The sequence below is a fragment of the Fredinandcohnia quinoae genome (genome assembly GCF_022427965.1).
Taxonomy (GTDB): domain Bacteria; phylum Bacillota; class Bacilli; order Bacillales; family Bacillaceae_L; genus Ferdinandcohnia; species Ferdinandcohnia quinoae.
Map to the genome: position 1 here is coordinate 1 of NZ_JAKTTI010000050.1, position 23,607 is coordinate 23,607.

18 protein-coding genes are annotated in these 23,607 nt (G+C 37.6%); 6 read left to right on the top strand and 12 right to left on the bottom strand.

Annotation, left to right across the window (positions count from 1 at the left end; all coding sequences use genetic code 11):
- A partial coding sequence (locus tag MJG50_RS22235) for an NTTRR-F1 domain (RefSeq protein WP_275695697.1) occupies positions 1-1,038 on the bottom strand: 1,038 nt, incomplete at its 3' end.
- A gap of 265 nt (positions 1,039-1,303) precedes the next feature.
- Here MJG50_RS22235 and MJG50_RS20305 point away from each other — a divergent pair.
- From MJG50_RS20305 to MJG50_RS20315, 3 genes are all read left to right on the top strand, one after another.
- The gene (locus MJG50_RS20305) at positions 1,304-1,606 is read left to right on the top strand and encodes an MTH1187 family thiamine-binding protein (protein ID WP_240257604.1); all 303 of its coding nucleotides are present in this window, start codon (positions 1,304-1,306) and stop codon (positions 1,604-1,606) included.
- A 167-nt stretch (positions 1,607-1,773) separates the two neighbouring features.
- Positions 1,774-2,079 carry a transposase gene (locus tag MJG50_RS20310; protein ID WP_240257605.1) on the top strand — a complete coding sequence of 102 codons (306 nt, stop codon included), beginning with the start codon at positions 1,774-1,776 and terminating at the stop codon, positions 2,077-2,079.
- Positions 2,031-2,990 (top strand): IS3 family transposase, encoded by a 960-nt coding sequence (locus MJG50_RS20315; RefSeq protein ID WP_240257606.1) that lies wholly within the window; start codon positions 2,031-2,033, stop codon positions 2,988-2,990. The genes MJG50_RS20310 and MJG50_RS20315 overlap by 49 nt, the downstream gene beginning before the upstream one ends.
- A gap of 214 nt (positions 2,991-3,204) precedes the next feature.
- Here MJG50_RS20315 and MJG50_RS20320 read toward each other — a convergent pair whose 3' ends face one another.
- The 3 genes from MJG50_RS20320 to MJG50_RS20330 all read right to left on the bottom strand — a co-directional run bounded on the left by MJG50_RS20320 (position 3,205) and on the right by MJG50_RS20330 (position 6,545).
- Complete coding sequence (locus MJG50_RS20320) at positions 3,205-4,341, bottom strand: M20 family metallopeptidase (protein WP_240257607.1); 1,137 nt, start codon at positions 4,339-4,341, stop codon at positions 3,205-3,207.
- A gap of 137 nt (positions 4,342-4,478) precedes the next feature.
- The gene (locus MJG50_RS20325) at positions 4,479-5,144 is read right to left on the bottom strand and encodes an OmpA family protein (RefSeq protein ID WP_240257608.1); all 666 of its coding nucleotides are present in this window, start codon (positions 5,142-5,144) and stop codon (positions 4,479-4,481) included.
- Positions 5,145-5,156: 12 nt separating this feature from the next.
- On the bottom strand, positions 5,157-6,545 hold the full coding sequence (locus tag MJG50_RS20330; protein WP_240257609.1) for a vWA domain-containing protein: 1,389 nt from the start codon (positions 6,543-6,545) through the stop codon (positions 5,157-5,159).
- Positions 6,546-6,880: 335 nt separating this feature from the next.
- Here MJG50_RS20330 and MJG50_RS20335 point away from each other — a divergent pair, with 335 nt between their 5' ends.
- Together MJG50_RS20335 and MJG50_RS20340 are read left to right on the top strand one after the other, a co-directional pair.
- Positions 6,881-7,546, top strand: coding sequence for a hypothetical protein (locus tag MJG50_RS20335; protein ID WP_240257610.1), 666 nt, complete (start codon positions 6,881-6,883; stop codon positions 7,544-7,546).
- 12 nt (positions 7,547-7,558) lie between these two features.
- Positions 7,559-8,794 carry an efflux RND transporter periplasmic adaptor subunit gene (locus tag MJG50_RS20340; protein WP_240257611.1) on the top strand — a complete coding sequence of 412 codons (1,236 nt, stop codon included), beginning with the start codon at positions 7,559-7,561 and terminating at the stop codon, positions 8,792-8,794.
- A 48-nt stretch (positions 8,795-8,842) separates the two neighbouring features.
- Here the strand turns inward: MJG50_RS20340 and MJG50_RS20345 are convergent, their stop codons facing one another.
- The 6 genes from MJG50_RS20345 to galU all read right to left on the bottom strand — a co-directional run bounded on the left by MJG50_RS20345 (position 8,843) and on the right by galU (position 16,588).
- Positions 8,843-9,679: a carbohydrate ABC transporter permease gene (locus tag MJG50_RS20345; protein WP_240257620.1), complete on the bottom strand. Its 837-nt coding sequence runs from the start codon at positions 9,677-9,679 to the stop codon at positions 8,843-8,845.
- Positions 9,680-9,784: 105 nt separating this feature from the next.
- A complete protein-coding gene (locus MJG50_RS20350; RefSeq protein WP_240257612.1) occupies positions 9,785-10,657 on the bottom strand; it encodes a carbohydrate ABC transporter permease in 873 nt (290 codons plus the stop codon).
- 192 nt (positions 10,658-10,849) lie between these two features.
- On the bottom strand, positions 10,850-12,145 hold the full coding sequence (locus MJG50_RS20355; protein ID WP_240257613.1) for an extracellular solute-binding protein: 1,296 nt from the start codon (positions 12,143-12,145) through the stop codon (positions 10,850-10,852).
- Positions 12,146-12,261: 116 nt separating this feature from the next.
- Positions 12,262-13,767, bottom strand: coding sequence for a response regulator transcription factor (locus MJG50_RS20360; RefSeq protein WP_240257614.1), 1,506 nt, complete (start codon positions 13,765-13,767; stop codon positions 12,262-12,264).
- 5 nt (positions 13,768-13,772) lie between these two features.
- Positions 13,773-15,509, bottom strand: a complete 1,737-nt coding sequence (locus tag MJG50_RS20365) for a sensor histidine kinase (RefSeq protein ID WP_240257615.1) — start codon at positions 15,507-15,509, stop codon at positions 13,773-13,775.
- A gap of 212 nt (positions 15,510-15,721) precedes the next feature.
- Positions 15,722-16,588 carry a UTP--glucose-1-phosphate uridylyltransferase GalU gene (gene galU / locus MJG50_RS20370; RefSeq protein WP_240257616.1) on the bottom strand — a complete coding sequence of 289 codons (867 nt, stop codon included), beginning with the start codon at positions 16,586-16,588 and terminating at the stop codon, positions 15,722-15,724.
- An 809-nt stretch (positions 16,589-17,397) separates the two neighbouring features.
- Here galU and MJG50_RS20375 point away from each other — a divergent pair.
- Positions 17,398-19,467: a methyl-accepting chemotaxis protein gene (locus MJG50_RS20375; RefSeq protein WP_240257617.1), complete on the top strand. Its 2,070-nt coding sequence runs from the start codon at positions 17,398-17,400 to the stop codon at positions 19,465-19,467.
- Positions 19,468-19,894: 427 nt separating this feature from the next.
- On the opposite strand, the gene MJG50_RS20380 is transcribed toward MJG50_RS20375, so the two are convergent.
- On the bottom strand, positions 19,895-21,856 hold the full coding sequence (locus MJG50_RS20380; RefSeq protein ID WP_240257618.1) for a TolB-like translocation protein: 1,962 nt from the start codon (positions 21,854-21,856) through the stop codon (positions 19,895-19,897).
- Between the two features lie 206 nt (positions 21,857-22,062).
- A complete protein-coding gene (locus MJG50_RS20385; RefSeq protein ID WP_240257619.1) occupies positions 22,063-23,505 on the bottom strand; it encodes a hypothetical protein in 1,443 nt (480 codons plus the stop codon).
- Positions 23,506-23,607 lie beyond the last annotated feature (102 nt).

Genomic DNA, 23,607 nt, shown 5'->3' on the forward strand with positions numbered 1-23,607 from the left:
TACTCCTGGTGCTCCTGTTACTCCTGGTGCCCCTGTTACTCCTGGTGCCCCTGTTACTCCTGGTGCCCCTGTTGGGCCTGGTGCGCCCGTTACTCCTGGTGCTCCTGTTGGGCCTGGTGCGCCCGTTGGACCTGGTGCTCCTGTTACTCCTGGTGCTCCTGTTGGGCCTGGTGCTCCGGTTACTCCCGGTGCGCCCGTTACTCCTGGTGCTCCGGTTACTCCCGGTGCGCCCGTTACTCCTGGTGCTCCCGTTACTCCTGGTGCTCCTGTTACTCCTGGTGCCCCTGTTGGGCCTGGTGCTCCTGTTACTCCTGGTGCTCCCGTTACTCCCGGTGCTCCGGTTACTCCTGGTGCGCCTGTTGGGCCTGGTGCGCCTGTTGGGCCTGGTGCTCCGGTTACTCCTGGTGCTCCTGTTGGGCCTGGTGCGCCTGTTGGGCCTGGTGCGCCTGTTGGGCCTGGTGCTCCCGGTAATCCTGGTAATCCCGGCGCTCCCGTTGGACCCGGTGCCCCTGTTGGGCCCGGTGCTCCCGTTGGACCCGGTGCTCCCGTAGATCCACCACCATCTGTAATTGCCAATAATGAAACATCATCAACAACTACGTCCGATGATCCAATCCTCGGAAGATTGTTAACCAAGACTAATGCTTGTGTAGTTCCTGGAGGTGCAGGTGTCGTAGTTTGATATATTTCTATCCAGGTATCATTGTTCTCAACGTTTGGAATACGATCTTCATCTATAACTGTAATTAGACCATAATCTAGAAAGTTGAAAAGTGCATCATAATACCCAACTGATAGAGTAATAGGTGAACTTAGAGCAGTACCCACTCTACCTAGAGATGTTAGAAACTCAAAATTCTCGCCTTGATTAACTTGTACAATTTGATAAATATAACCATTAACACTATCACCGAGCAACCTAGCTGAATAGTATCCGCTGTGAGAATAATCCCGCGTAACGAATGCGTTAAAGGGAACCCATGGTGACAACAAACCGGTTTCAAAACCGCCATTGCTTATTCTTTCATCTATACTCAATTGTCCATCCTCCCTCTTTTGTAATTGTATCCCCCTTATCAGAGGGTACAAAATATTATATGTGGAGGAAAAATAGTAGTGAGAGTACAGATTCCTTATATTTACTAGATGAAATGACTAATTATTTGAACAAGCATGGGTTTTAGTAGACTATTGTTTATTTTACAACTTATGAGAAACTACCCCGGATGGGCTTCCAAAATTAGAACTGCCTCATCTGTCATGTTAATATAAAAAGGTATAAATCATTTAGGAGGCATTGCAAATGGCAATTGTTGATATTACAGTAATCCCGGTTGGAACTGCAACACCAAGTGTCAGTGATTATGTGGCAGAAATACATACTTTCCTCAAGGCATATAATGGAGATATTAAGTTCCAATTAACACCAATGAGCACATTAATAGAAGGGGATATAAAAGAATTACTTGAAGTTGTTCGTGAAATCCACGAGCTTCCTTTCCAAAAAGGTATTCAACGAGTATGTACAAATATTCGCATCGATGACCGCCGCGACAAAGAAAATACCATGGAACGAAAGCTTCAAGCAGTTCAGGACAAGCTTTGAGGATGCGGAAGATCTCCTACAGAGCATGGCCGGATTAATTACAGGATCGGCCGGATAATTACTGAATCCGGCCGAATTATTACCAAAACTGAATCTAGTATAGAAAGTGGACATAGGTAGTGGCGTCATGTTTAAATCAAATCATTAGGGAAGAGGACGTGTTAAACATGGCGAAGAAACAAAAAAAATACGCTAATGAATTTAAAGAATATGTTTCAAAGATGATTGTGTTAGACGGTAAAAAACAAATTGATGTAAGTAGAGAATTACAGATCCCATATGATACCTTAATGAAATGGGTAAGAGCTTACCGCAAAAAGCAATATGATGAGGAGAAAGCCCGTCAGAATCAACTCTTAACAGCTTCTGAATACAAAGAACTGTATGAATTAGAGAGACAAAAAAGACTAGAAGCTGAGGAGGAGTGTGTGATTCTAAAAAAAGCGATGCACATCTTCACGCAAGAAAAGTAGACAAATTTGCTTTCATTTATGCCCATAAAAAAGAGCATACCATTGTGAAGATGTGCAAAGTATTAGGAGTATCAACCTCCGGTTATTATGTTTGGGAAAAGCGTCAAAATCAGGATGAAACAGAAAAGGAAAAGTGGAAAAAATACTTAGATGTACGCATCAAGTTTTATTTCAATGATAACCTTGGGGCATATGGTAGTCCCAGGATTCATGAAAGATTAGTAGAGCGAGATAAAATTAAGGTTTCCCAGAAGACTGTAGCGAATCGTATGAAGGCTATGGGTCTATTTGCCACGCCTCCGAAAAAATATATTAATACTACTGACTCTAACCATGAAAAAATAGTATATACAAATGAACTAAATCGTGAATTCCGACCTGACGCACCAAATAAGGTTTGGGTAACTGATATTACTTACATTCACACCGGAGAGGGGTTTCTTTACCTTAATCCAGTGCTAGATTTGTTTTCTCGCCGTGTCATTAGTTACGCCATAGATGACTGTATGAATCGTAAATTGCCGCTCCGTGCCTTAAAGGAAGCCATTGCTTTGCGCAAACCAGAAGAAGGCTTGATTCACCATTCAGACCGTGGATCTCAATATTGTTCAAATGACTATATTCATGAATTGAAAGAAGCAAAAGCTGTCATTAGCATGAGCCGAAAGGCAACCCCCTATGATAATGCCTGTGCAGAATCATTTTTTGCATCATTAAAGAAAGAGTATCTTTATAAATTTGTTTTCCGTACGAAGGTTGAAGCGATTGCAGCTGTAGAGTTTTATATTCAATTTTACAATCGGAAACGCACGCATTCGACGCTTGGATACGCCACTCCCATGGAATATGAAGTGGCATATGAACTGGCGCAAGATAATAACGCCAAAAATAACTATGTGTCCTCTGCTTAAAGGAACAATTCGCACTTTAATTGTTCCTTTAAACAGAGGCCTCCAAGCGTAGTGAATACGAAGTGCGGAAGCAGTAAAATGCGCCACTCCCTAGCAGAAAAGTATCTTTTTTATTGACAGAAGTCCAAAACCCGCCGGATTATTGTAAATATCCGCCGAATAATCTCCAAAACCCGCCGGATTACTATACATTCAACTGCAAGGGCACACCCACTTAGCCTAATTTCGCAATTAATAGTGCGACAAGTGCACTACGCACTGGCATTTGTGATTTAAGTAGATATTCATTTCGTGCATGTGCACCGTCACCAACAGGGCCGAGGCCATCAAGAGTTGGAGCAAATTGTGAGGCAAAGCTTCCATCACTGCCTCCACCACTTAATTGGTCTTCAAGTCTAAAGTCTAGATATTTTTCCGACAATTCCCTTGCCAGTTGAAACATTCGACTGACTTCAATTATTTTTTCAAGTGGAGGTCGATTAATTCCACCTGTTACCTCAATTGATATGCCCTCTCGGGACGGTTTCATATTCATAATGAGTGGGATAACTCTATCAAATTCATCATTCGTAGTAACACGCAAATCCAATTCTGCTTCAGCTTCTGCAGCAACAACATTCGATGAGGTTCCACCTTTAATAACCCCTACATTCAATGTAGTTCCCTTTTCAAAATCGGTCAAACTATGCAAGTATTTGATAACCCCGGCAAGCTCATCGATCGCACTGACACCCTTTTCCGGCTCAATTCCTGCGTGGGATGCACATCCTTTGACCTTAATCGTGAACATTCCTACACCCTTGCGAGATGTTTTTAATTTTCCTTCCTTGGAAGCGGCGGACTCCAACACTAATACATATTTACTTTTTTTTGCCTCTTCCTCAATTAAAGAACGAGATGTCTCGCTGCCACTTTCCTCATCAGGAGTAACCAACATAACAACTTTCCTTTTTAAATTGACATTCAATTCACGTAAAGCATGTAAGGCAAAAAGCCCTTGAACAATCCCACCCTTCATATCAAAGGTTCCCGGACCATACACTTTATCTTCCTCAATCCGAAAAGGCATGTTCTCCAAAGTCCCCTTCGGCCAAACAGTATCCATATGGGTTAAAATTAAAATCTGTTCTTCCCCTACTCCAAATTCTGCTCTGATTATGTTCCCTGCACCACTATTTTCAATCACTACAAGTGGTCCACCCACATATCTAGCAAAAATCTCGCTAATTTTTCTTCCAACCTGATCAACCAATTCCTTGTCGTGCGAAGGAGATTCCAATTCAACTAACTCCCTCAACACATTTACCATTTCTATTTCCTTTTCTTTTAAAAACGACACAAGCTTCTCCACGACGTACTCAACACCTTTACAAATTTAAATTATTTAAATAATACGACTTTAGAGTAAAAATGTAAACTTGCTTTCATATCCTTAAAAAAAGAAATAATCACTATAACCTTTGTCAGGTAGTGATTATTTCTTTTCTACTATTGCTTCACCAATGGCTCTACTATAATCTCGACGCGGCGATTTATGGCTTGTCCTTCTTTAGTATCATTTGTTACTATTGGTTTAGTTTGGCCGAAACCTTTTGTTTCAATGTTTACTTTTTCAGGATTCACCTTATTTTCCACATAACGTTTGACCTTGTTTGCGCGTTTCTCGGACAAAGATTGATTATAGTCTAGTTCGCCTTGGTTATCTGTATGACCATAGATTGATAGAATAGCCCCTTCATATTGATTCAGATCCTCAACTAATTGCTCCAACGTTATGATAGATTCGGACTTTAATTCACTTTTGTCAAAATCAAACAGCAAATCACTGGGAACCTCAATCATGATTTCGTCATCTTCAATTGATATCGTTACACTTGTATCAAAATTTCCCGGGGTAAATGTTCCTGGTTTAAACGTGCCTGGCTCAAAATTACCAGGCTCGAATGTACCTGTTTCAAATTTGCCCGGTTCGAAGTTACCAGGTTCAAATTTACCCGGCTTGAATTGTGGTTCATCATCCTCTTTTTGGTGATCACGATCACTATCCTTTTTCACATCAACCTTCTCTGGCTCACTAGCCATATCTTCATTACAACCAACCATCATTAATACTCCTGAAAAAACGAATGCAATCATCAAATTTCGTAGTTTCATATTTTTATAACCTCAATCTTTATTTTTCTTTTCAATGGTTTCATTTATTTTTTTATTACCTTCATCCACATATTCTTCCCATTCCTTATTACCACTATCTACACTATCACTCCACGCTTTGTTTCCTACGTCAACTGCATATGACCATTTGGCATTACCATAATCTACTATCCTTGAATATAAGTTTGCTGCAGGATGGTTATAATCATCAAATCTTTTCTTTAAATATTCTTGGGCTCTCTTCATACGCTCTTTTTCACGATTGCTTTTTTCTTTCATACTTTCTTTCGTTGTGTTAGCTAGCTTTTTCTTTTCTTCTTTTAAGCTAATTGCCTGTTTTTTACCGGCTTCTTTCCATTCCAGCCACTCTTTCTGAATTTCTTCATACTGAGCTCTCATATACTCTTTTAAATCTCTTTCTGAGTTAACATATGTGAACTCTCCATTTCCTGCACTTGCCACTTCCTTTAACAATCTTTGGCCTTCATTATCAACATCAAATCCAATAATGTTGACAACAGTTTCAATATCGGCAGATACAAGATCCTTCGCCATCTGAACGGGGTCGCCGTTACAGGTTTCAATTCCGTCACTCACCACATATACAACGACATCTTCTGTATTCGCTGGTATATCCTCTTTCACCTTCTCCAGTCCAAGCGCAATAGGTGTCCAACCAACCGCTTTCACTTTGTTCAATGATTCTTTGAAAGCTCCTTGTTCATATTTTCCATTGTAAAAGGTTTCTGAGCTCCCACAGGACATCTTTTTATCGGCATCACTTCCAGAGCCCTTATGTCCATATACTCGTACGGAAATCGTTGCATTCTCTGGTACTTGCTCAGCGAATTCCAAAACTGCTTCCTTCGCTGCATCCATTCTCGTCTTATTTCCAACCTTCGCCTTCATACTCCCACTTGCATCAACTAAGATTGCGTAATGCGCTTTTTTCAAGGTTGGTTTATTTATTGTTTCATCTGGGCGGTCAATATTCACTTCAACATTCGGGTCAAAATGAAGAAGAGTTTCCATCTCTTTATGATAGTCCTCTGAAAGCAAATAAATTAATTCCTCCATATATTGGTTCTTTGTTAGGTCATCTGGCAATTGGTCCAATGCGTCATATAGCTTTTTTTCATCATATTTGTCCCCCGCAAAAATTCCAGGGTACCGCAATAACTCTTTTTCAATAGATGATAATCTACGGTTGGGATTTTCAATTTTAAAATACTTCACTTTTTTGGGAGTATATTTTGGTTCTTCTTCTTTTTTCGTTTCTTCTTCTTTTTTACTTTCTTGCTTCGACTCTGATGACTGTGATTCTGCAGTATTACTGTCCTTCGAAGAACATGCAGAAAGTAGTAAAGACAATATCACCAATCCAAATAATAACTTCTTCAATTCTCTCTCTCCTTATCTATCATTCATCCAAATAGGTAACTTCCCACTAAATATTTCCCTCTTAGTTTACTGTATTTCATTGATAGTTTTAACAATTAATACAAAAATAGGAAGTAAGTAGTGTGGCATCCAGGCCTTTTATCCCGTCTATATGGTATTCATGTCCGTGATATGTGTTTCACTCGGTCTTTAATTCGGTGGCAACACTTATTAATCATCAATAACTTAGTCCCTTCGAACCATTTTCGCCAGTTATTTACAACACTTCTGTTCCAATCTACAGAATTTTAAGATAAGATGGAGAAGAATGTAGAATCTATGGAGGATACAATGATATGACTTTTCGCGTTCGATTGATTAACGGGATCTTCAAGCCAGAACATTTATTTTATCAACTGAAACTAAGTGAAAAAATTGTTGGGATTATTCCAAAGCTTTTATTGTTATTACTTTTTAGTGGTGTTCTTTCATTTATAATGGCCCATTATGGGTTTTATACGGAAAGCCTAACAAAACAGATAGATACTCTTTCAAAATCAGAATTTGAATTATCGAAGATATTGATCGGTGTTGGGGGTTTAATCAGTAGTATTGCTTTCCCACTCGTGTTTCTTCTTTGTTCAACTCTATTAATTACTGCTTTTTTTCGAGAGATTGCGATTTTTGCAATTCTCACGATTCAACTTTGTGCTTTAAGTATTTCCCTTATTGAAAATGCTCTGTTCGTTCCAATTCAATATTTTTGGGGTATCTCTAGCATTTCCTCACCATTTGGGCTCGGTGTCATCGGCCAGCTCCTGTCAGAAAATGAGGTGTTACGAAACATAATGGCTTCACTTACATTATTCGACATTTGGAGTATTGTCATAACAGTAATTGCCTTACGATTACTTTCTGAAAAATCGAAGGGCTATATTATTCTAGCTACGATCGGGATACATCTTTTTTTAAACATTGCCGGTGCATTAATCACTAGTCTTAATTTACATACTTTCATATAAGGGGGTGTTGGGATGAGAAAGCATCATTCTTTCATTATAATCAGCATTATCCTTTTCATAGGTTTGAATATTTACTTGCTATACAAAAAAGAGAATCAATTTTCTTTTAAAGAAATTATTGTCGACAAGGAAAAGGTTCAGACCTCTGACATCAGAATCTATCATCATACGAACGGAATTGTGGTACCTGAGAAAGAAATTGAAATTCCATATGAACCATCACTCGGTCATGTTAAAGAAATAGCGGTAGTTGAAGGTCAAGAAGTTCAAATTGGTACACCACTTATCGTCTACGAAAATCTTAACGTTGAGATCATACGAATGGAAATAAATCAGCGGATCCAACAAGCTGAGACAAAAGAGGACCAAATGGATGACAAGGTAAGACAGCTTCAGTCGATTAAAAGTGCCGTTCAGTCAGGGAGTATTAGTAAGGACGCGGAAAATGCTGAGGAAATAAAAAGGCTACAAAATGAAAAGATCGCCTCCCTTGATTTAGATATTTTAAAAACAGAACAAGAAAAAGAATTAATTCAGATTGAAGTCAATGAATTAAAAGATCAACTTCAAACCATTCAAGACAATGATCAAAATTTCACAGTGAAAAGTACTATAAATGGTATTGTTAAACAGGTCGATGAAACGTTAAATGGGCCAATTCTATCAATCTATTCAATGCCCCTCGTAATCCAAGGGAAACTAGCAGAGGAAAAATTCCTAGATGTTACAGTCGAGCAAAAGGCAAAAATCAGCTCGAAGTTATTTCCTAAACAGGAATTTTTGGGCAGTGTATCAAAAATAACGAATATCCCTATTAATAAACCAGATGTTGCAAAATTGGACGAACCTACCTTTTACCCATTCTTCATTCAATTAGATGAGGTCAACGACCAATTAAAATCTGGGTTTCATGTTGATGTTTCAATTGAAACTGATAGTAGAGAGAATGTACTTACAATTTCTAAAAAGGCGATTCTCAAACAGAAAAAGGACCATTTTGTATTTCTGATAAAAGACGGCAAACTTGAAAAAAGGCTAGTTAACATAGGACTAACGTCTGGATCCAAGCTTGAAATCACTTCAGGTCTAAAAAAGAATGACTTGATGATTTCAAAACAGATCAAGCAGGTAAAAAATGGTTCAATCGTAGTTACACCCATTGAATACAAAGAACTAAATAAAAAAACACTTCAATCACTTGGTAAAAGGCAAATTGCCAAACTGCTAGTAGAGGGTGCATTTAAATAAAACGTGGGACCCATTGAGCAGGTCCCACATTATATATTTCCAATTACATTACCCTTTCACAGCTCCAGCTGTCATGCCTTTCATGATTTGTTCTTGGAAAAAGAGATACATAATGATTGTTGGAATAACAGCGATGGCCATTGCTGCCATGGTGAGGCCGTAGTTCGTGCTATATCCATCCGAGAAGATGGATAGGCTTAATGGCAAGGTTTTTAATGCGGAATCATTGATGAATACCAATGCAAAGACGAACTCATTCCAATATCGTAAAAATGCTAGAATAGCAACTGTTGCTAGAGCTGGTATTGACATCGGAAGCATCATTCGAAAGAAAATCCCCCAGTAGCCAGCCCCATCCATTACTGCCGCTTCCTCGACTTCTCTTGGTATAGCAGTCATATATGCATAGATAAGGAAAATAGCAATCGGCAATTCAAATGCTGTATATGGTAAAATAAGTGCCCAATACGTATCTAATAGGCCAACTTCCTTCATTAATGTAAATAATGGCACAAGTGTGCTATGAATCGGAATTAGCATCCCAATTAAAAAGAAGACCATTAAAAATCCTTTTAGGCGAAACGTAAATCTTGAAAGGGCATATGCGGTCAGTGCCCCAAGGAATAAGGTTAATAATGTAGCTGTTACCGAGACAAGTGTCGAATTTAACATCGCCCGCCCCATATTTGCCATTTCCCAGGCGCGTGCGATATTATCAAATGTCCAGCTTGAAGGCAGTGAATAAGGGCTTTGAAAAAACTCCTCATTCGTTTTAAAAGCACTAATCATTAACCAATACAGCGGATAAATCATACCCAACGAAAATAATCCTAGAAAACTATATTTTAATATCTTTACTATTCTTTGCTTGATTTGAAAAGTCATTGGAGGCTTTTGTTTATCAAGAATAATTGGATTTTCCATGAAATACCTCCTTTCTTTTCATTGTTAGGAGCCCTATCCGCCGCATCTACATCCATTCCTACAATTCTACGATTTTCTCCTCATCGCAATTTGACTAATCCCAATTAAAATGAGACTTACAACGATAATCATCGTCGAAACTGCGGACCCATAACCATATCGATAAATCATAAATGTATTATTGTACATATAGGTTGCTAGCAATTCCGTAGATTGTGCGGGTCCTCCACCAGTCATGATAAATACTTGATCAAATGCCTTCAAGCTTCCCGCAATACATAAAACGACCGCAACTTTAATTGTATTCCACATCATTGGCAGCGTTATAAAATAGAGCTTCTTAAATTTGGTGGCACCATCGATTCTTGCAGCATCCTCAATTTCACCAGGAATATTTTGAAGTGCTGCGATAAAAATAATTAAGTATGGTCCAATATAATTCCAAACAATTGGCACTGATACTGCATACATATTCACGGATGGATCAGCTAGCCACGGCCTGGTCCATGAATCTAATCCAACAGCCGTTAAGATTGAATTAATCACTCCTAGCTGAGGATGATAAATATACCCCCAAATCAATCCAACAACAACCGTCGAAATCACCATCGGTAGAAACACTGCAGACCGGACAAAGCGTTGAAACATTGAGTTTTTGCGCAGCATCAGAGCAAGGCCTAATGCAATGGGTACCTGCCCAAATACAGATGCGACGACGATAATAATGTTATTTTTCAAAGCACGCCAAAAAATGGGATCCTTCACGACTTCGATGTAATTTTCCAAACCAATGAAGATTGGATCATTCATTCCTGACCATTTAAAAAATCCGTAATATGCTGACCAAAAAATCGGAATGATGACAAAAAAGGAATAAAGCAAAAGGGCGGGCAGAATCGTAATGATTAATGCGCCCCTTACTTTTAACACAGACTGCATAGGTATCGCTCCCTTATATAGAAAAGCGCAAGCGCCTCGTTCAGGCCCGACAAGCAAATGTTCTGATGCAAAAAAGTCGCTTTTTGACTTTTCTTGCATCAGGTTATTTGACCTCGAGGGCTTAGGCGCTGGAGCTAGACATTTAAGAAAATCGCAAGGCACCCACTCAAACCTTAGGTACCCTACACTAATTTATTTCTTCGACTGGGCTTCTTGTAATTTCTTAGCTACTGATTCTACATCCTTACCCAGCATAATTTCCTGAAGCCCGAGGTTAATTGCTTCACCAGCAGCAGCTGTTAAATATAGGTCATACACTGGTGCATATTCCACTTCGCGAACTAAATTAAAGGCATCATAAAATAACTGATTCACCTTTGATTGATCAACATCTACATCGTACATCACCATTGAATTTGTTTCGGCAATTGCCTTTTGTGCATCGGCATTACTTAATGCGTAAATCAAATCGAGTGCAGCATCCTTATCCGCACCTTCTGTCTTGCTGTTTAACAGGAAACCACCACCTGGTCCACCAGTGATTGTGTTCTGCTTTCCTTCTCCCTCAGGAATTGACGGGACTACTGCAACACCAATATTAGCCAATACATCTTCTGAAACAGAAGCTGCTAAGGAACTTATTGTCCACGAGCCATTGATCATCATGGCTGCATTTCCTTGGGCAAAATATTGCTCAGCCTGTGTATTATCGATTGCATTTGCGCCTTCCTGATAAGCATTTGCGTCCACTAATTGTTTAAAATAACCAAGTGCTTCTATAAAAACAGGGTCAGTAAAAGATGCTCCATCTTGTTCTACCGCCTTCATGAACCACTCAGAACCTGTTACACGATCCGCAATTGCACCAAATGTCGTTGATTGGGCAACCCATGGAGCCTGATTTCCCATTGCAATTGGGGTAATCTTTTTTTCATTAAATACATCAATGACCATTAAAAGCTCATCCCATGTTTTCGGAACCTCTACATTATTTTCCTCGAATAATTTTTTATTGTAATATAAGAATGATGTAGCAGACATTGCAACTGGAGCGGAATAGATTTCTCCATCATAGTCGTATACCTCAAGTGAATTGGCTAAAAATCCATCACGCCAATCTTTATGCTCATCTAGTAATGCTGTAATCGGTTGAATCATTTTTCCTTCATAAAATTCATCTGTAAAACTACCTGCATAGGTCAAAAAGATATCTGGCAGTTCATCAGCTGCTGCAACCGTACTAATTCTTTGACGGTATCCATCCACTGGAATAGCCTGTTCATCCACCTTCACATCAGGATTGTCCTTCTTAAATTGCTCAATGATTCCTCGTACGGTTTGGGCTCGGAGATCATCCCCAGCAAAATTATGCCAGATGGAAATGGCTACTTTTTCATCTGATGATTTACCACCTGTTTCATCTTTACTGCTACAAGCTGTTAAAAGCATACTAAAAATAAGTACCGCAACAAAAAGATATTTTTTCATTTACTATCCCCCCTTTAAATGTAACTTGATTATATGTTAGCGTTTCCATTGCCTAAAGGGGACAAATCACAGATGAGGGGTAGGGAAACCTAATTATTTTATAATTTTCAAAAAAATCATTCATTTCTTCGATACTGTGAGGGTGTCACCCCTGTATGTTTTTTAAATAGGGTAATGAAGTATTTCCAATCAGAGTAGCCGACGATTTTTGCAATATCTTTTACTTTTGCCGGGGAATGTGTAAGCAATATGATTGCCTTTTTCATTCTAAGCTCAGTTAGAAGCTCCACATAAGATTTTCCAGTTTCTTTTTTAATCAAATCACCTAAGTAGTTCGGATGCAGATGGACATGATTGGCGATTTTTTGTAAAGTTAACGAATCACCGAGCCGCTGCTCCATATAATGAATCACATTTTGAACGTAATTCACCTGAGTACTACTAGATAGTTCCTGATAATCATTCATAATTCGTAAAAACAATGGGAAGAGCAACTCTAATGGCGAAGGAAACCATTCTCTTGGTGTTGGTAATGATTGATAGCTGTGTGGTGTATTCCCAATCGAAGCTGCGATTTGATTGACGAAACGGATTGTTGACACGTATAGGGTTTGAACATATAGATGGATCGATTCAGGTGTAGCTTGAGGATGATTAAATAATTCATACATACGTTTTCGAAACCATTCTTTTAAGATTTCTGATTCACCACGTTTTACATAAGACAGCAACTGTACTTCTTGTGCTGGCAAAAGCTCTGAATGTGGTATTCCCTTCCTACCTTGTATATCATTTGATGTAACCATCCTTTGAGTAGATAAAAGCCATTTATATAAAACTATACCGTCTAATTCTTTATACGATGCATGCCATTCAGAAACCGATGTTACGATTGATCCGACAAACACAGGGAGACAATTCGATTGAGGTATTTTTTTAATCGCCATATTTAATAAATAATGATCGGCTAATTGTGGGTCCCTTTGCACAATGATCACAGTCTTATCATGTAATGCCACCCATTTTCCAGGTAAATATGTGTTCCATAGTTTTTCTGCTTCAGCAAGTTGCCCTGGATTCAAGGCTTCATCCAATAGTAATAGTTGGTATGGTGGCTTTTTCATTTCAGGCATAAGGTGAAACAATTTCTTGTAATCAGACGTTTCCAATTTTTCAACTAATAATTGATGCATCAAGTTAGATATCTCTCGCTCACGTGAGCCTAGCTTCCATTTCCGATGTTCCTTCGAATCTTCTATTCTTTCTTTTGCCTTCTGAAGGGATTTCATGATTTCTTCTGGTGCACTTGTCTTTAGCAAATAATCACAGACCCCTTGACGTAGAGCCTCCTGTGCGTAGGAAAACTCACCATACCCTGTTAAGACGATTACTTCTGTTGGAAACGCCTGTGCTTTAATATAAGCGGCTAGATCGAGACCACTCTTTCCTTTCATTCTAATATCAGTTAGAACAATTTCGGGCTGTTCTCGCTTAATTCTCTCGATTGCTTCTTCCGCTGATGAAGCTGTTTCTAAAAGCTCATAACCATATTCCCTCCATGGAATCACTTTTCGCATTCCTTCTCTAATAATGACTTCATCATCAACAATCATTACCTTCATCCCATTCACCCTCTCTTTAATGGAACAGAAAACTGGACAATCGTACCATTACCTGGACTGCTCGTGATCAATAATCTAGATGCTGGACCATAATTAAGAAATAATCGCAAATTAACATTTCGGAGCCCGTACCCTTTTCCTACTAGCACTTCACTTTTTTCATCAATTGTGAATTGCTCATGTAGCTGGTTTATGTGTTCCACCGACATCCCTTGACCATTATCTGCAACTGAAATTTGTAAATATTTCTCATCCCACTTACCAACAACCTTTATTTGCCCTGGTTGTCCATCATCCTGGAGAAAAGCATGAATAATGCTATTTTCGATTAATGGTTGCAAGAGTAGTTTCAACATATACATCTGCTTCACTTCATCCGGAATCATAATATCGAGTTTAAAAGAATTAGGATAACGAATTTTTTGGATTTCAGCATAGTTTGCTAGATGGGCAAGCTCCTGTTCAACTGTACAATATTCATTTCCTTCATTTAAGCTATAGCGTAGAAAATTACTCAAAGACGATACCATCGCTGATATCTTCTTTTGCTCAGCATCAAGTGCCATCCAATGAACGGAAGCAAGCGTGTTATAGAGAAAATGCGGATTAATCTGTGCTTGTAATGCTTGCAAATCTACCTCCCGTTTTAGTGATTCATTTTTTTTCAAATCCTCCATTAAGGTTTGAATACGCTCGTACAAATTTTTATAGCTTTCAATTAATTGGCCGACCTCATCATTTGAATATGTAGGAAGCTTTTCAATATCATATTCAGGCTGCTGGTTCCTAATCGCAGCAGTTAAAGACGTAAGTGGACGAAACACCCTCCGAATAAAAAATAATACAAGTACTGAGACAAGTATACAGGCCACCCCGACAGCGATAACAGTTAGCCACAGAAAATATTGATTTTGTTGGCTATATTCATCAAAAGGAATAATTCCGATTAACCGCCATCCCACGTCAGAAAGCGATTGTGACAAGATCATGCTCTTCATGTCCTCTGATTGATACGTTAAGCCCAAGGAATCTGCATGATTTTCGACTAGTGAATAAATCTCCTTTAGCGCATTTGTGTTCTCAAAGCTTTCATCGTTTCCAGCAAGAACCTTGCCTTCAAACATCAGTAAAACAGAGCCATTCCATTCAAAATTAGTAGCAGACAAATGCTCTTCGATGACTTGCTGATCCAAACTAATCGATAAATAACCAATTAGATCATATGTATCCGTACTGCGGATTGGCCGCCATAATGTGATTAACTCCTTCGATCCAATTGACATTTCATCCTCATGATTGTAAAACCACCATTTTCCTGACTTATATTGCTCACTATATAATTTAGTAGAAGATAAAATTGGAAGAGTAGAGATATCAGGATTCTTATTAAATGGCTCAATTAATATATTTGCGATGTATGGTTTTGAAAGGGCTAAATTTGATAAAAAACCATAAATATCACTCCGAAGCTTTACTGTATCTTCACCTACCTGCAAGTATTGTTGAACATCTTCATTCCCGATTAGGAAGACCGACATATTCTCAACATCATTCATGATAAATTCTAGCGTAGTCTCAAGCTGCTCTAATGAACTATTCCCCGAAATCATCGCTCGTTCCTTCGCCACATCTACCGCAATTAAATATGAAAACAAGCCCAATAAGTAAATCGGCAGCAGCACAGCAACTAATATAAACACTGTTAACTGATTCCGAAGAGAACTACGAAACCACTTTTTCATAAATATAACCCTTCCTTTTCCTTTTCACCGAATATTCAGTCATTTATTTATAGTTGCCCACAAGAGTTAATGATGCGCTTTGTAAAAAATAAAAGAGGCTTTAATCATTTAAGCCTCTACTCATCATATATATTCAATTGGTATTGACACTTATTCATCTAGGTAGAAGCATTTTTCAATCAGGGATGCATAGGGATTGCTGAGTACCCAGTTTACTTTTTTTCTACGATTGAAGTTAGGAAGGTTAGAAGTTCCTCCCGTAGGTCTTCTCGTTGCAACGCCATTTCTACCTGAGTTTGAATAAAACCGATTTTTTCTCCGACATCATATCGTTTTCCTTCAAAATCATACGCAAATACTCGCTGAATCTCATTTAGTTTTTGAATAGCATCTGTCAGCTGAATCTCTCCTCCAGCTCCCGTTTCCTGATTTTCCAAAAATATGAAAATCTCAGGAGTTAAAATGTACCGTCCCATGATTGCTAGATTTGAAGGTGCTGTTCCAGGCTTTGGCTTTTCCACAAAATTATTAACTTGATATCGGCGGCCGACCTGTAATAACGGTTCAATTATCCCGTATCGATGTGTTTCGTCTTCCGGAACTGTTTGCACACCGATTATTGATGAGTGAGTCTGAGCATGTTCATCCATAAGCTGGCGTAAACAAGGTTTTTCCGCTTGTACGACATCGTCCCCTAATAGAACAGCAAATGGCTCATTCCCAATAAATTTACGTGCACACCAAACAGCATGGCCTAAACCCCTTGGTTCTTTTTGACGAATATAATGAATATCGACCTTTGCCGATTTCTGTACTTCATCCAATAGCTGCAGCTTGCCCTTCTCACGCAGATTTTGCTCAAGCTCAAACGAATTATCGAAATGATCTTCAATCGCTCTTTTACCTTTACCGGTAACGATAATAATATCTTCAATCCCTGACTCAACAGCCTCTTCGACAATATACTGAATCGTTGGCTTATCAACAATTGGTAGCATTTCCTTAGGCATTGCCTTCGTTGCTGGCAAAAATCGCGTCCCAAGCCCAGCCGCTGGTATAATCGCCTTCCTAATCTTCAACCGAATTGCCCCCTTTACATTTAAACTACTATTTTTTTCCTTACCATTAATCTATTACAAAAATGACGTTCAGGCAAGGGCTGGCACTGGAAAGAAGGCTCTTCATCAACTAGTTCTTTTCCGTAATGAGACTAACTTTCCAGGTAACGTACATATCCTGGGTAACGTGTATATCTTCTGATTAATGTGCATTTACACGGGGGAACGTGCATATAACCTGATTAACGTGCATTTGTCCGGGGGAACGTGCATATAACCTGATTAGCGTGCATTTGCACGGGGGAACGTGCATTTCTTCTGATTAACGTGCATTTACACGGCGGTGCATGCATATAACCTGATTAACGTGCATTTACTATTTTTAGCGTGCATATATACAAACTATCGTACATATCACGAAATGGTTGAACACAAAATCTATGAATGTATAACAAAGTTTTGATTTTTTTACGGTTTCATACTGGTAATACTAAAATATATGCGTTGTAATTCTCTTTATTTATTTTAATTAATAAAATCAGTTGATTCCTTTATATATTTTTGTATTTGTTCAACTGAAGTAAAGCTCCCATCGTATTTTCTAATCACTTCATTTTCTTGTATAAATAAATATGCGGGCAAACCTGATATTTGGTATTCATTTTGTGCCCTATCTGAGGAATCATTTGCAATTCGGAATGATATTACCCAATATTACCATGTTATTTAGCATGAAAATATATTAATCTATCATTATATATGCCAACATTCTGGATGAAGGGAAGGATAATTATTCAATGACAACTAAGAACAACAGCAAGAGATTTAGGATGAATACAATTAATAATAAATTAAAAATAGCAATTTTATCGATAACGATATTATCATTAGTTGCAGTTGGAATTGTCGTTGCAATTAAAGTAAGTATGCAAACAAAGCTAGACTTTACTAATTCGATGGAACGCCAAATTGATCAGGTTGATATTAGTATTAGTAATTTCTTTACTGATATTGAGTCGAACGTGAATATGCTAAGTTCTTTTTCACTAATAAAAGAAGCTGATAAAAGAATTACAACATATGTTGATAGAAAAGGGACAAATGGAAAAGTACCGATGAAGCCACTTGAGGGCGATCCATATGAAGCAGCTATCTATCAAACACTTGGAGCCTTCGTTTCTTCACATAGCTCAGTACTCGATACTGGTTTGGGTATAGAAGAAAATGGTGGCTATGTTCAATTTCCTGAGAGTGATCGTGATGAAGGGTATGATGCACGTCAAAGATCATGGTACAAATTAGCGATGTCTAATCCTGATAAAGCAAACTTTTCAAATGCTTATACGACATCGAGTGGAAAATTAGTTATTTATTCATCAAAAACCATTAAAGATGACAGCAATAAAGTTCGAGGCGTTGTAACCGTTGATGTAGATTTATCAAATCTATCAGAAATGATTGGGAAAATAAAAATAGGGAAAACCGGCTATATCGTATTAGCTGATGAATTAGGAACTATTTTATCCCATCCTAAGGATGATAAATTGGTTGCAGCGAATGTAAAAGAACTAAATATCAAAGACTTAGAGAATATAAATGAAGTAACAAAAGAACCGTTTGAGACCACACTATCAGATGGTAAGGATTATATCATTCAAGTTGTGAAATCTTCAAATGCTCATACTAAGATGAACTATATAGTGTTTGTTGAAAAGGAAGAATTAGCAAGTAGCTCAAAAGAAATTATAACAATCATTATTTTTGCGATTATCCTTATCGCTATCATTTCATTCTTCGTATCGTATCTTGTTTCTCATCGTATTTCTAAGCCTATCAAATTTGCTTCAGAACATATTCGTGTATTAGGTGAAGGAGATTTTACGAACGATATTCCTGACAAATACTTGCGCCTAAGTGATGAAGTCGGCGATATTATGAAGGATACGAAAAATATGCAAACCAACTTGATTGAGCTAATTACCAATGTCTCGAGTGCTTCAAATCAGGTTGCAACTTCATCAAATGAGTTAATGGAAACAAGTCAGCAAACAGTAATTGCTGCTGATGAGGTAGCAAGAACAATTGAAGAAATCTCCAAAAGCACAAGTGAACAAGCCCATGATACAGAACAAGGTGCGTTGAATATTAATGAACTTGGTAATTTAATTGAAAAGGATCTTGGATATATCCAAGAATTAAATTCATCTGCTGTTGAAGTGGATCAAATCAAGGATGAGGCGCTTGATATTTTGAATGACTTAGTTGAAAAAACGAAGAAAGCTTATCATTCTTCGGAGGAAGTTTCTGGGATTATTGTTAATACGAATAACAGTGCAATGAAAATCGAAAGTGCAAGTCAGATGATTAAAAGCATTGCTGATCAAACAAATCTTCTTGCCCTAAATGCTAGTATTGAAGCTGCTCGTGCAGGAGAAGCAGGCAAAGGTTTTGCGGTTGTTGCAGACGAAATAAGAAAATTAGCAGAGCAATCTAATCAATTCACAGAGGAAATTTCGTCGATCATTCAAGATTTAACTAGTAAAACTGAGTTTGCTGTTAAAACGATTCAAGAAGTTGGTACAATCGTACAATCCCAAGCAAAAAGTGTTAGCACAACGAATGAAAAGTTTGAAAGAATTGCAGTGGCGATCGATAATATGAAAAAGGTAATTGATAATGTCACTCAGTCTGGTCATGAAATGGAAGAGAAGAAAACTGAAATTATTGCGATTATCGAAAATCTGTCTGCAAGCTCAGAAGAAAACGCAGCTGCAACAGAGGAAGCATCTGCTTCAGTCGAAGAGCAAACCGCAGCAATGGAAGAAATCTCACACGCAAGTAAACATCTTGCCCAACTATCACAACAGATGAAAGAGAATATCGATAAATTTAAATATTAATATCGATTGTACGAAAAGAGGGTCGCTACATGAATGTAGCTGGCCCTCTTTTTTCGTACAATTTAAGTAAATTCTTGATCGGATCTGGTGTTGAGTTCATCGCTTTCGAGCATATCCGGGCTATCATGCATATCTTGATTTTATCGAACATATAACTTGATTATCGTGCATATAACTTGATTATCGTGCATATATTTTGGTTAGCGAGCATTTATTCTTGGTAACGTGCATATATCCCAACTATCGTGCATATCCCATTTCCCGCGCGCATATTTTCCAGCTATCGTGCATATCCCAATTTTATCGAGCATATATTCATACTATCGTGCATTCCCCATATAACTAACCTGAAAAACGATGAATCTGTGTCTAGAACTCTATAGAAACATGCTACTTGAAGTGATTTTAATTAATATTTCTTCTATTTTCATTTAATTGATTCACCAATTTCGATTAATTTATTCTTAATCTCTTCCACACCATATTTTTGTAAAAGTTCACTCGAAATATCTGCCTGTATCTCGTAATAATACGTGCCATCGAACATATGCAATACTAAGCTTTTTTCATTGAAATTTGCTTCTTTTGCATTGCTCAACTGTACACTTACATTGTCCGATTGATTATAGAGAGTGGGCTCAGCTTGCGAGATATTATATTTTATATCAAAGTCTTGATCTGATCCGTATACAATACTGAATGCAAATTTGTTATGTTCGGTTAAGTATTGTACGTATGGCGAATATAATTTGGCTGACTTGAAAGGTAACTTTGTCGGGAATAAAACACTTTCAATTGGCAGTTCACTTGGGACTGTATCCGCTTTTTTCAAAGAGTACGCTGCTGCAAATATTTCTTCTTTCGTAAGCTCTTCTGCTTCAAAGCTATAGCACCAATTATTTTTTTCGAAAGCAAGCTCTGCTTCATCGCCATCAAACATATAAAAATAATAATCAATACCATCCTTGGTTTCAGCAAGTTCTAAGTCATCGACAAGACATCCATCACTGCCTTCTTGATCCGAAACATCATTCGCATAAAATATCAATTCACTGCTTGAATAGTCCTCTGATTCGAGGTGAATGGTCTGGCTATAACTACCTGGCCCCATCCCATATTGAATATATGATACCCCAGTTGGAAGTACGGTTGGGTATTCAACTTCGGCACTTTTTCTCCATACATCTGAAAAAAGTACTTTCACATCTTCTTCCACAGGCTGAAGCTTGATTGACCCACTCGTCTCTCCTTCCTCTTCTTTTTCCTTTTCAGCTTTAAAATCTACTACTTTATAGTCTTCAATCTTTTTAAGTGGTAGTTTATATAAAAAATCTATTTCCTTATTTTCTTTAGACTCTTCTCGGTCTGTATAGAATAGGGACTTTCCATCACCTGAAAGAGTAAAACCTTTTTTAAAACCACCAATTTTAAAATCGGGGATAAGGTGATTTTCTTCTTTCTCTATATTATAAAGATAAAGCTCACTGCCATCAGTTAAAAGAATATTCCCCTTTTCATCAATGTTTCCTACTTCTTTGTATTCAAAATTCACATAGCTTTGAAGGGTTCCTTCTTCCAAATCACCGAAAAAGTGACTTTCATAGACAGGATCTTGAGTTACATTCTGGCTGATTTTGAAATATACATACTTTCCATTTGGAGAAAGCTGTGGATTGTAGATAAAAATATCATCTCGATTAAGCCTTTCATGATATGACTCGAGATTGATGATTTCTTGCATTTCTTCTGTAGTACGATCTAACATGTAAAGACTATAAAATCCATTTATCAAGATTTTTTTACCATCAAATGTTTGTACTATTTTTTCATATTTATCCTCATTGTTAGTAAGAGGGTATTCTTTTATAGTACTATCTTTGTAGTTGTAAATTGAAAGGGTATCACCGTCAATCGTATTGAAAATGACTTCTCCATCATTTGTGATACCGATTATTTTTGAAGTATAATGATCACCCGTTGGTTCCTCGTGTAAAATCTTTTTCTCTACCAAATCATAAATTGTGAAAAAGTTATCATCTTCTACACAGTTAAAGACAAGAAATTTTCCATTCGGTGATAGGTGCTCAGGACCACAGGATGTTTCTTTATCTCCTAGTGGTGAAAGTTTTCTAATATCGACTGCTTTCTTATTTCCGTCCACTAAATAACTAGAAAATTCATCATTTCGTTTAATGACTTCCTTCGAACTAAATAGAACCTTACTTCCATCAAATGTTGTTGATATCCCAAAAATAGAGTAATCGACATCCTCCCCATGTTCATAAGAAAATAAAACTTCTGGTTCACCTTTTTTCTTACCTTCTTTTTGATTCTCTGATTTTGTAGTAGTATCTGTCGAGCACGCTACTAGAATGAATGAAAAGAGCATAATAATGATTGATACATGTCGCCTACAAATCTTAATCCTCTCCCTTTATATAAAAATGTACGGCACCTTCTCTACCATATCTATTTTAAACAATTCTATAAAGTGAAATTTTATTATTTTCCAATAATGGGGGATTTTTACCTATCCACTCATAGGTATAATCTCCTTATAAAGACATTAAAAAAAGCAGGAGATATCCCTGCTTACTAAAAATCACTCAAATACATTTCCTTCTCCGCATCATAAATATTGATGACGCGATATCCTGTAACAGAATAGTCAATTTGCAAAAGCCAGTACAATGTTTTTTCTCCTTTGTACTTATCTTTCATTAAGAATACTTCCTTTGGATTGATAGATGTTGACTCCAATAGCTGGCTGATGTTGTTTGCAGCATCAGCGCTTAATGTCGAAGTATTCAAGTCAGTTATATTCAGCTTTTCAAATTTCTTATTGACGTGAATGAATCTCTTAAAGAGCTGATCCTGAATATACCCAACTGCTATTTCGGGACCCATATAATTGAATTGCAATGCTCTTTTATTAAAAACAGAGTCTGCTAGAGTCGATTCTATATATACATCCTCAATCGTCTCTAATCGTTTCTCTCTTTCCTGCTGAATATTGTCAGTTACAGACGTATCCACTTCTTCAGGCTGTGGTATATCTTCTTGCTGTGCTGGGAGGTTTAAGCTCTTGATTATTTTTGATACTTCTTGCTGCCAGTTTGGGACCTCTGCATAGTAGGGTCTTCCTGTCTTTTGATTAACATCTATTGTTGCAAGTCTTACCGTATATAAGTTCTCCCCGTTAACAAGGTCAAACTGAGCATTGTCCCCATAACTTAAATACCCAATTTGCCCGTCTATATTAATTTCTTCAGCAAAAGGCTTGTATGAAGAATCAAGTGATGCTTGTTCAAAAATTGCGGTATCATTGCTGATCTGTAATGATTGCTCTGATGGTAAAAAATATCCACTGCCATCACCATAGCCAACATATAGACGATACGGCTCCTTTCCATCATGAGTGAAATAAGTAGGAATCTTATAAACTTCCAGATCCACAATAAAATAATCTTTGTATTCAGAATCTGTGGTCAATCCTTCAGCAATTGTTTTTATTTCATCGAGTGAAAGTATTTTTCCGTTAGGGTCTATCGAAATCGTGTCAAAATGATACAGGTATTCCCCATCAATGAAGAAAAGCTCATTTTCCTTAGGTGAAACTAGATATTCTCGCACACCATTTTTTTGAACAGAATATCCATCCTTTTTAAATTTTTGATAGCTTTTAACGTCATTACTAACTGATAGATTAATGCGTCGGTCTATTGTATCCTCCAATGATAAGTAAATACTAAACTTATCCTTTTCAATCGTCGCATTTGTTAGCGGATAATTATAAAAATTGTCTAAAGTTGCTGGTAATTTTACTTCTTTCATACGTTTGTTCAATTCATTTACCAATGCCGGAACCGCTGATTTAAGAGTTTTCAAATCTACAAATCGTGGACTTTCCACATCTTTTTTAACAACCTCGGACTTTACAGATTCTTCTTTCTTCGCAGTTGTATCTTCAGCTTCCTCACTACTGCAAGCAGCTGTAAAAAGTACTAGCAATAATACCATTAAAAATTTAAATTTCATCTCTTTTTTCCTTTCATGTTATGTAGAATCTAGGTGAACAAAGGCAAATTGAACTACTCACCACTTAACACCCTTACAGGTTGTTTGAAGTGGGAGATTCCT

Excerpts from the sequence above, each read along its gene's own strand:
- MJG50_RS20365 (WP_240257615.1), bottom strand. The coding sequence starts at position 15,509 with ATGAAAAAGTGGTTTCGTAGTTCTCTTCGGAATCAGTTAACAGTGTTT.
- MJG50_RS20375 (WP_240257617.1), top strand. The coding sequence starts at position 17,398 with ATGAATACAATTAATAATAAATTAAAAATAGCAATTTTATCGATAACG.
- MJG50_RS20350 (WP_240257612.1), bottom strand. The coding sequence starts at position 10,657 with ATGCAGTCTGTGTTAAAAGTAAGGGGCGCATTAATCATTACGATTCTG.
- MJG50_RS20305 (WP_240257604.1), top strand. The coding sequence starts at position 1,304 with ATGGCAATTGTTGATATTACAGTAATCCCGGTTGGAACTGCAACACCA.
- MJG50_RS20325 (WP_240257608.1), bottom strand. The coding sequence starts at position 5,144 with ATGAAACTACGAAATTTGATGATTGCATTCGTTTTTTCAGGAGTATTA.
- MJG50_RS20340 (WP_240257611.1), top strand. The coding sequence starts at position 7,559 with ATGAGAAAGCATCATTCTTTCATTATAATCAGCATTATCCTTTTCATA.
- MJG50_RS20355 (WP_240257613.1), bottom strand. The coding sequence starts at position 12,145 with ATGAAAAAATATCTTTTTGTTGCGGTACTTATTTTTAGTATGCTTTTA.
- MJG50_RS20360 (WP_240257614.1), bottom strand. The coding sequence starts at position 13,767 with ATGAAGGTAATGATTGTTGATGATGAAGTCATTATTAGAGAAGGAATG.
- MJG50_RS20380 (WP_240257618.1), bottom strand. The coding sequence starts at position 21,856 with ATGCTCTTTTCATTCATTCTAGTAGCGTGCTCGACAGATACTACTACA.
- MJG50_RS20385 (WP_240257619.1), bottom strand. The coding sequence starts at position 23,505 with ATGAAATTTAAATTTTTAATGGTATTATTGCTAGTACTTTTTACAGCT.
- MJG50_RS20345 (WP_240257620.1), bottom strand. The coding sequence starts at position 9,679 with ATGACTTTTCAAATCAAGCAAAGAATAGTAAAGATATTAAAATATAGT.
- MJG50_RS20310 (WP_240257605.1), top strand. The coding sequence starts at position 1,774 with ATGGCGAAGAAACAAAAAAAATACGCTAATGAATTTAAAGAATATGTT.
- MJG50_RS20335 (WP_240257610.1), top strand. The coding sequence starts at position 6,881 with ATGACTTTTCGCGTTCGATTGATTAACGGGATCTTCAAGCCAGAACAT.